At 53.5% G+C, this 6,405-nt stretch carries 10 protein-coding genes; all 10 read left to right on the top strand.

The annotated features are described in order from the left end of the window. Positions 1-441: hypothetical protein (locus tag GRO01_RS13365; protein ID WP_167494601.1), on the top strand; the 441-nt coding region annotated here is incomplete at its 5' end. Further along, complete coding sequence (locus GRO01_RS13170; RefSeq protein WP_062506857.1) at positions 441-758, top strand: hypothetical protein; 318 nt, start codon at positions 441-443, stop codon at positions 756-758. The genes GRO01_RS13365 and GRO01_RS13170, both read left to right, overlap by 1 nt. Beyond that, complete coding sequence (locus tag GRO01_RS13175) at positions 755-1,168, top strand: cell wall hydrolase (protein ID WP_062506859.1); 414 nt, start codon at positions 755-757, stop codon at positions 1,166-1,168. Before GRO01_RS13170 ends, GRO01_RS13175 begins: the two co-directional genes overlap by 4 nt. Next, positions 1,165-1,500, top strand: coding sequence for a hypothetical protein (locus tag GRO01_RS13180; RefSeq protein WP_062506861.1), 336 nt, complete (start codon positions 1,165-1,167; stop codon positions 1,498-1,500). Before GRO01_RS13175 ends, GRO01_RS13180 begins: the two co-directional genes overlap by 4 nt. A 36-nt stretch (positions 1,501-1,536) precedes the next feature. After that, complete coding sequence (locus tag GRO01_RS13185; RefSeq protein WP_062506863.1) at positions 1,537-1,752, top strand: hypothetical protein; 216 nt, start codon at positions 1,537-1,539, stop codon at positions 1,750-1,752. Continuing rightward, the gene (locus tag GRO01_RS13190) at positions 1,749-1,982 is read left to right on the top strand and encodes a hypothetical protein (RefSeq protein ID WP_062506865.1); all 234 of its coding nucleotides are present in this window, start codon (positions 1,749-1,751) and stop codon (positions 1,980-1,982) included. The genes GRO01_RS13185 and GRO01_RS13190 overlap by 4 nt, the downstream gene beginning before the upstream one ends. Positions 1,983-2,124: 142 nt before the next feature. Further along, positions 2,125-2,250 carry a hypothetical protein gene (locus GRO01_RS13755; protein WP_264787831.1) on the top strand — a complete coding sequence of 42 codons (126 nt, stop codon included), beginning with the start codon at positions 2,125-2,127 and terminating at the stop codon, positions 2,248-2,250. Between the two features lie 624 nt (positions 2,251-2,874). Beyond that, entirely contained in the window at positions 2,875-3,087 is a 213-nt protein-coding gene (locus GRO01_RS13855; protein WP_083541150.1) for a helix-turn-helix domain-containing protein, read from the top strand. Positions 3,088-3,460: 373 nt separating this feature from the next. Continuing rightward, entirely contained in the window at positions 3,461-4,903 is a 1,443-nt protein-coding gene (locus tag GRO01_RS13655) for a glycosyltransferase WbsX family protein (RefSeq protein WP_231489984.1), read from the top strand. Continuing rightward, positions 4,801-6,207, top strand: coding sequence for a glycosyltransferase (locus GRO01_RS13660; RefSeq protein ID WP_231489982.1), 1,407 nt, complete (start codon positions 4,801-4,803; stop codon positions 6,205-6,207). Before GRO01_RS13655 ends, GRO01_RS13660 begins: the two co-directional genes overlap by 103 nt. Positions 6,208-6,405 lie beyond the last annotated feature (198 nt).

Below are 6,405 nucleotides of genomic sequence, written 5' to 3' on the forward strand. Positions count from 1 at the left end.
GCCAACATGGCCTTTAGCGGCGATGGATCGCTTAAGCTTTGTACGGCATCCGGAACTTGCGCCACGCAGAGCAGCAGCGGGGATTGGGAGTTCAAAGGCGCGGTTGTGATGAACAACAACTGGCTGAAAATGGCTGGGCAGGCCATTCTCATGGCATCGTCTTCTGCGTCGGGCGCTCCGTATATCCTGATCCAAACCAACTCTAAGGGGGAGGTTAATCCCTCATATGGCGGGGGCGCTTCTGGCGCATATGTCAGCCCCGGATATCCCTATTCGGCCCTGCCGGGTGTGGCATCGGGAACAACTGACCCGACGGTCGGCGCGATGCTTTATTGCACTGACTGCTATTCCAGCGGCAACGCGGCAAAAACCTTGCGCATTCCGGTCTGGTGGAACGGTTCGGTCTGGACCGATGCTCTAGGTCAGCAGGTGCAGCACTGATGGGCGAAGCACTTCTTGCGCCTCCGGCCGACACCCGTGTCGATGACCATGAGCGGCGCATCACGGCACTGGAGCAGGGCATGTCCACGATCCAGATGAAGCTAGTTGAGGTCCAGACCGAAGGCCGGATGCGCGGCGAACGGCAGGACGTTGATCTACGCGACCTCAAGGGTATGACCAGGGACCTGCTCGGGGGCATGGCCTTCTTCAAAGCAGCGTTCACATGGGCGGTTGGCGCTGCTGCTGGCGTGCTGATTTTCGTCGCGATCTGGGGCCCCAAGCTGCTCACCTTCTGGCGGGACTGGCATCACGTATGACCCCGCAGGAACTCGCAGCCCGCACAGCATGGGGTGAAGCTCGCGGCGAAGGCGTAGTCGGGATGCACGCCATCCTGAACGTTATTGCGCATCGCGTGGCCAAGCCGGGTTGGTGGGGGCGTGACGTCGAGAGCGTCTGCGCCAGTCCGTGGCAATTCTCGTGCTGGAACGAGACTGATCCGAACTGCGCCAAGGCTGAGGCCGTGACCGATGAAGATCCGCTGTTTCGGTCTGCCCTTTCGCTTGCGCAGCAGATGGCGGCCGGAACGCTGGTGGACGTAACGAACGGGGCCGACAGCTATTTTGCGCTCGGCATCCTGCTCCCGCGATGGGCTGCCGGACGCAAGCCAGTGAAGGTCATCGGCCATCATGCCTTCTATCGTCTTGGGCTGACAGGAGACGGCACGTGAACCCGAACCTCAACACCTTCCTGAAGGCTGGTGGCATCGGTTCGCTGCTGGTCCTGCTGCCCGATCTGATCCCGGCTGATTACCTGATCTATCCGGCGTGGCTGATCGTCGGATGCGCAGTCCTGCGCGCCGTGATCCAGCCTCCGGCCGCAGACAGCCGGTGGGCTCCCCTGTATGAATTGATGTCAGCCGTAGGCGGTTGCATCGGCTGGGCGATCCCTCGCCTGCGTCCGGGCATCACCGCCGTTCCTGTCGCGCGAGAAGACGCTGCGAAGGTCAAGGCTGCCATCCCCGAAATCCTCAGCAAGTCGACAGCGAAAGCTCCGGATTGACTGCGGGACACCCCGAGCAACAAAGGAAACGCTCACATGGCAACCGATACCGTAATTCAGGAATCCGCCGCTCTCGGTGAAGAGCTTCTGCCCGTCCTTGGCGGTTTCATCATCCAGAAGCTGGATCCGAACTGTGACACGGCTGGCGCCAAGTCGGCTCTGGCAGGTCTGGCTGGCAACCTCGCTGCCCTTGTGACGGCGCTGGAAACCAAGACCACAACGGCCACGACCGAGACGGCAGCGGCCGCTTGACCGAGTACGTCGCTCTGGGGGCGGTGGCGCTTGTCGTCATCGCCCTCGGGCTCCTCGTCTGGTTCGCCTACCGAGCCGGAAAAAGCAATGCGAGCGTGACCACAGCACAAGCCGGAACCGCGAGCGCCAACGTAGTGACGCAGAAGGCCGAGGCCATGGCCCAGGCTGAGACAGATAAGCCTGCGACTGAGGACGATGTGCTGGCGCGGCTGAAAGGCGGCATGGCATGAGATGGGTTATTCTGGCCCTTGCCCTCACTGGCTGCACCAGCGTGCGCTATGTGCCCTGCCCCACACTCGTGACGTACTCGACCACTGACCAGCAGGCGCTGGCAAGCGAAATCACTGCACATCCTCAGCCGCAAACCATCCGGTGGATCGGGGATTACATCGGCTTGCGCGACCAGGTGCGGGCATGCTCGAAGAACTGATCGCCATTGCCATCATCGTCGTGCCCCTGTTCACCGCCATCACGGTCATTATGATCGGCGCAGAGTAAGACCTATGCGTGGAGTGAGTGCTAGACTGAAGCCGAAGGGGAGCCTATTCAAATCTGCTCATTCGAGAAGGCGCCGCTTTCAAGCGCGATAAATAGCTGTGATGCTGCCTGTAATAATGTAACAGTGCTGTTACGAATAATCCAAAATAGAAAAATAATTCTATTTAGTGGTATCCATAATTACATAGAAATAACTATCCTGTCCCCTCAGGTAGTTTTCGGTCAGAGCGACGAATCCTGTAATTTACTTATGCGCATTCAACCAATGAACATTATGAGAAATTCTAGATCCATTTCGGAATGTTTTTATAGAATTTCTGTCTCATTAATGTTTTTTTGATGTTTGTGTTGATTGATTTCGCATTCCGCCTGGTCGTATAAGGCATAGATATTTTCAATAACCTCAACGGTTTGTTGTCTCTCGCCTTTCGTCCAAAGGTCATCTGCGAGCTTCAACAAATTTGAAATTTTTGAGCACATGATCGGGAACTCGCATCGTTTAAAAATCGTTAAGGCCAGAAACTTTGGAAAGCTTTCGCACACATTGCGACAAAAAAGTGATCGCGCAAGGGCAATTAAGGCGAATTACGGTCAAATTTTGTTTCGTGAAAAGGTTTTAAATATATGCCAAATTTGACCAAAATCATTGCGCGAAACGTAAAAGCTCTTCGTCTTGAACGTGACCTCACGATCTCAATATTCGCCGCAAAAGCTTTTTTATCAGAAGAACTAGTTAGTGAGATCGAAGAGGGTATTCACCGCCCCACTCCTGAAGAACTTCTTCAAATTTCGGAAGCATTTCAAATCTCTCCTTCACGTCTACTATCGGACCATTAAAGAAAAGAGTTTCCCCACCTTGGAGTGTCGCTCGATCAAGGTGGGGAAACGCGAGGCATTGCATTAGGAGTGCTGAGCCAAGGTCACCTTACTGTTAAAAAGTTAATGAGAAAATAACGATATTACGAGAATCGCGATTTTTTGAGGTCGGTGATCAGTGCCTCATGCGAAAACCGCCTGGAGTGATCCAGACGGTTTTGCAGATCGAACAAGATTGTTCGGTCCTCCTTGCTACTCCGCCTACTGTTTCTAAATCGTTAGCAACTAACAGCAGAAACTAGCGAAACCGATTGGAAAATTATCCAATGAAATCAACGGTTATCGCTTTTGGTTCAACCGCAAACGCCTGCTGGATCAGCCACTGGAAATCCTTCTGGCCAATCCGCAGATCGATCTTCCGTTCTGTCTCATGTGGGCAAACGAGAACTGGAGCCGCCGCTGGGATGGTTCGGATGATGATCTCCTCATCGCGCAGGATTACCGCGCCGAGGATGACGAAGCCCTCGTGGACTGTTTTGCCGGCTATTTGAAAGATCCGCGCTATATCCATTTCGATGGACGTCCCATTCTCATGGTCTATCGACCAGGGACCATTCCGGACGCACCGGCCGCCTTCGTGAGATGGCGCGGGATGTTCCAGAACCGGCACGGACTGAACCCTCTTTTCGTCATGGGGCAGGCATTCGGAGACGAAAATCCGGATCTCTTCGGCCTGGACGGTGCCATCGAATTTCCACCTCACAAGGTCGTCTCGGGCTGTAGTCTTCTGAATGATGAAGTCAAGGTGTTCGACAATGACTTCAGTGGGCAGATCTATGATTACGGCGAAGTCGTAGATGCATCCCTTGCACAGCCGCAGACGCCATTTCCGCTTATTCGAACCGCCGCTCCATCATGGGACAATGATGCACGGCGGCAGGGAAAAGGCCTCGTTCTGCACGGTTCAACACCCGAATTATACGAACGTTGGCTTGGCGGCCTGATCGAACAGGCCCAGACACGTACCTTTTTCGGTGACCCCGTCGTCTGCATCAACGCCTGGAATGAATGGGCTGAAGGCGCGTATCTGGAGCCAGACCAGCATTTCGGAAGTGCCTATCTGAATGCGACAGCCCGCGCCTGCACAGGCTCCAGCAGAAATCATTCACAATCCAGGCTTCTGTTGATTGGTCATGATGCTTTTCCCGCTGGCGCCCAACGCCTTCTTCTGGAAACCGGGCGCACGCTGAAACACTGCTTTGGGGCCGACATCCAGTTCATTCTCCTTGGAGACGGCACGCTGCTCGACGAGTATCGTACCGTTGCACCCACCGAAGTCCTCACCAATGACACGAGCACGACAACAGCCCGACTAAGACATCTGCGAAAGCAGGGTTTTCAATCCGCAATCGTCAATAGCGCCGCCTCGTCCGCCATCGCCGCTGATCTGGCGGAAGCGGGAATTGGATTTACCTTTCTCATTCACGAACTTCCTGCCCTGCTTCGCAGTCGCAACCTGACAGGTCCGATGGAAAAAGCCTGTGCGCTTGCGCGACATATCGTGGTGCCAGCTGAAAGTGTGGCAAAAAAAGCTGACTTTGGAACGCGCCAAAAATCTGCGGATTCTGCCTCAGGGGCTCTACACTTCGGAGGCCTTTTCCGTACAGGCACGACAGATGATCCGAAAGCAGATGGCGTGCAGCCCATCGGACCAGATCATCATGAGCGCCGGTTATGCAGACCTGCGCAAAGGCTTTCGATCTCTTCCTGCAACTCTGGCGCAAGATGGATGGCCAGACACATTGTATATGGCTGGGTGACATTGATAGCGCACTGAAGAACAGTCTGCATGTTGAACTGGAAAATGCTCTCTCCAGCGGCACATTCCATATGCCTGGCAGAGTGGACAATGTTCCTGCATGGCTGGCTTCCGCCGATGTGTTTGTCCTGCCATCCCGTGAAGATCCATATCCGTCGGTGGTCCTGGAAGCCTTGGCCTCGGGCCTGCCCTGCGTAGCGTTCGAAGATGCTGGCGGAATTCCTGATCTGCTCAGGCAAAGCATGACGACATCAGACAACAATACCCGGGTCGTGCCCTTTGCAGACGTTCCGGCCATGTCGCATGCGGCCAAAGAACTGGCAGAATGGTCGCTTAAGCGCCCTGTCAAAGAACGCCAGAAAACTGCACGCGCTGCACAGCGTCGATTCATCTTCAAAGAGTACACATGCAAACTTCTTGGGCTCGCTTTACCAACAGTTCCGAAAATTTCCGTTGTAGTCCCATCTCACAATTATGCTCGCTACATGAGCAGTCGACTTTCTTCAATTTTTGCTCAGACTGTTCCTGTCTTTGAAGTCATAGTCCTTGACGACGCATCGGGCGATAACAGTCTGGAAATTGCCCAGCAGACCGCCAAGGATTGGGATCGGGACATCACCTGCATTGCCAACACTGTTGCTTCCGGATCTGTCTTCCGGCAATGGCACAAGGCTCTTAAAGTTGCTCGTGGGGACTGGATCTGGATTGCCGAAGCAGACGATTTCTGCGAACCGGATTTCCTGCAGCATATCGTGGACGGCATTAAAGACAGTCCATCAATTGTCATGGCATTTACGGACAGCCGTGCTGTTGATGAAAATGGCGCCCCACTTTCTCCGTCTTATCGCAACTATTACGCAGAAAGCGCGGGACTACTTCTCGAAAATGACAGTCACTTTACAGGCGAAGGTTTCCTACGGGGATGTCTGTCAGAACGTAACCTTGTTCTCAATGTGAGTAGTGCGCTTTTTCGGAGAAATTCGCTATTAAAAGCGATGAATACTTGCCAGAAAGATCTACAAAATCTGAGAATCGCTGGAGACTGGCGCGTTTATTTAGAGGTTTTATCTCAAAAGAATGCTGAAATCATATACGTTGCCAAACCACTCAATGTGCATCGTCGACATGCTGACTCAGCAACGCATACCCTCAATCGACGAAACCATATTGAAGAAATCACTTATATGCATCGTCTGATCGCCAACCGTCTCGCGCTGCCCGAAACACAAATTTCACGGCAAAAGCGTTATCGCGCAATATTAGAGCGACAATTTGGCCTTTCTCCTACAGAAACTCGAGATAAAGCCATTCTAATTTCCTAACTATCCTGAGTTGGTATGCGCACTCCAAGAATATGTTGCGTAAAATTTACTGTATACCTGTATTCCAAGACGGATATTTTTCAGCAAACCCGCCAAACAAAAATACAAATACCGCAAGCACCCTGTTTTGTGCCCGTTACCGGACACAAAAACCCCGCTGCCTCGATGGGACAGCGGGGTTTTGAGACTGATGGCTAT

The organism is Gluconobacter roseus NBRC 3990 (genome assembly GCF_006538885.1).
In the GTDB taxonomy this organism is placed as follows: domain Bacteria; phylum Pseudomonadota; class Alphaproteobacteria; order Acetobacterales; family Acetobacteraceae; genus Gluconobacter; species Gluconobacter roseus.